Genomic DNA, 2,393 nt, shown 5'->3' with positions numbered 1-2,393 from the left:
ACCCGAAGCGGGGTGATCTACCCATGGCCAGTGTGAAGCAGCTGTAAGAGGTTGTGGAGGCGCGAACCCACTTAGGTTGAAAACTGAGGGGATGAGCTGTGGGTAGGGGTGAAAGGCCAATCAAACTCCGTGATAGCTGGTTCTCCCCGAAATGCATTTAGGTGCAGCGTTATACAAGCTTGCTGGAGGTAGAGCTACTGGTTGGTTGAGCGGGACTATCATCTTAGCAATGTCAGCCAAACTCCGAATGCCGGTTAAAAGTGGTGTATAGCAGTGAGACTGTGGGGGATAAGCTTCATAGTCGAGAGGGAAACAGCCCAGATCGCCGGTTAAGGCCCCTAAGGGTGTACTAAGTGGAAAAGGATGTAGGATCGCGAAGACAGCCAGGAGGTTGGCTTAGAAGCAGCCACCCTTGAAAGAGTGCGTAATAGCTCACTGGTCGAGTGGTTCCGCGCCGACAATTTAGTGGGGCTCAAGTACACCGCCGAAGCCGCGGCATAGTTTTTACTATGGGTAGGGGAGCGTCGTGTGTGGGGTGAAGCATTACCGTAAGGGGGTGTGGACTGCACGCGAGTGAGAATGCAGGCATGAGTAACGAATGATACGTGAGAATCGTATCCGCCGAATGACGAAGGGTTCCTGGGTCAAGTTCGTCTTCCCAGGGTGAGTCGGGTCCTAAGGCGAGGCCGACAGGCGTAGTCGATGGTCAACGGGTTGATATTCCCGTACCCGCCTACACGCGACCAATGCTGAAGCAATGATACTAACCACCCAAAGCTACTGATATACGCACCCTTGTGGTGTGTGGTTGGTGGTGATGCGTGGGGCCTGATTTGTTGTAGGTAAGTGATGGGGTGACGCAGAGTGGTAGCCACGCCAGTTATTGGATTCTGGTGCAAGCGTGCAGCACGACAACATGGCAAATCCGGTTGTTATATGTGCAAGGCGTGATGCGTAGCCCATATATGGGTGATGGTGGTGATCCTGTGCTGCCGAGAAAAGCCTCTAGCGATGTGTGTAGACGGCCCGTACCCGAAACCGACACAGGTAGTCAGGTAGAGCATACTAAGGCGAGCGGGTGAACTGTGGTTAAGGAACTCGGCAAAATGCCCCCGTAACTTCGGGAGAAGGGGGACCCAAACCGGTAGCTAATCCTTGCGGTTAGTGTGCTGGTGTGGGTCGCAGAGAAGAGAGGGGAGCGACTGTTTATCAAAAACACAGGTCCGTGCGAAGACGGTTAAGTTGATGTATACGGACTGACGCCTGCCCGGTGCTGGAAGGTTAAGAGGACCTGTTAGACCCTTTTGGGTCGAAGCGGAGAATTTAAGCCCCAGTAAACGGCGGTGGTAACTATAACCATCCTAAGGTAGCGAAATTCCTTGTCGGGTAAGTTCCGACCTGCACGAATGGCGTAACGACTCCCCTGCTGTCTCAACCACAGGCCCGGTGAAATTGCAGTACGAGTAAAGATGCTCGTTTCGCGCGGCAGGACGAAAAGACCCCGGGACCTTCACTACAGCTTGGTATTGGTGTTCGGTGCGGTTTGTGTAGGATAGGTGGGAGACGTTGATACAGCCACGCCAGTGGTTGTGGAGTCGTTGTTGAAATACCACTCTGACCGTAGTGGATACCTGAACCTTGGCCCATGATCTGGGTTGGGGACAGTGCCTGGTGGGTAGTTTAACTGGGGCGGTTGCCTCCCAAAATGTAACGGAGGCGCCCAAAGGTTCCCTCAGCCTGGTTGGCAATCAGGTGTTTAGAGTGTAAGTGCACAAGGGAGCTTGACTGCGAGACTTACAAGTCGAGCAGGGACGAAAGTCGGGACTAGTGATCCGGCACCTACTTGTGGATGTGGTGTCGCTCAACGGATAAAAGGTACCCCGGGGATAACAGGCTGATCTTCCCCAAGAGTCCATATCGACGGGATGGTTTGGCACCTCGATGTCGGCTCGTCGCATCCTGGGGCTGGAGTAGGTCCCAAGGGTTGGGCTGTTCGCCCATTAAAGCGGCACGCGAGCTGGGTTCAGAACGTCGTGAGACAGTTCGGTCTCTATCCGCCGCGCGCGTTGAAACTTGAAGAAGGCTGTCCCTAGTACGAGAGGACCGGGACGGACGTACCTCTAGTGTGCCAGTTGTTCCGCCAGGAGCATCGCTGGTTGGCTACGTACGGAAGGGATAACCGCTGAAAGCATCTAAGCGGGAAGCCTGTTTTAAGATGAGGTTTCATTATAGGTGCCCTATAGACTATGGGGTTGATAGGCCAGAACTGGAAACACAGCAATGTGATGAGGTGACTGGTACTAATCCACCAACACAAACAACAACACAACAAGCAAACACTGAATGTAACAGTGACTGTCGCGTCCACTTTCCGGTATCTGACACACCACCCC

Annotated in this window: 1 rRNA gene; it reads left to right on the top strand. The window is 53.7% G+C overall.

Annotated features, from left to right (window positions below):
- Positions 1–2,325, top strand: a 23S ribosomal RNA gene (locus tag HMPREF3104_RS00005); the annotation flags it as partial.
- Positions 2,326–2,393: the final 68 nt, after the last annotated feature.

The organism is Corynebacterium sp. HMSC30G07 (assembly GCF_001806945.1).
Lineage (GTDB): Bacteria > Actinomycetota > Actinomycetes > Mycobacteriales > Mycobacteriaceae > Corynebacterium > Corynebacterium riegelii.
This window is presented reverse-complemented; position numbering and strand designations above follow the sequence as displayed.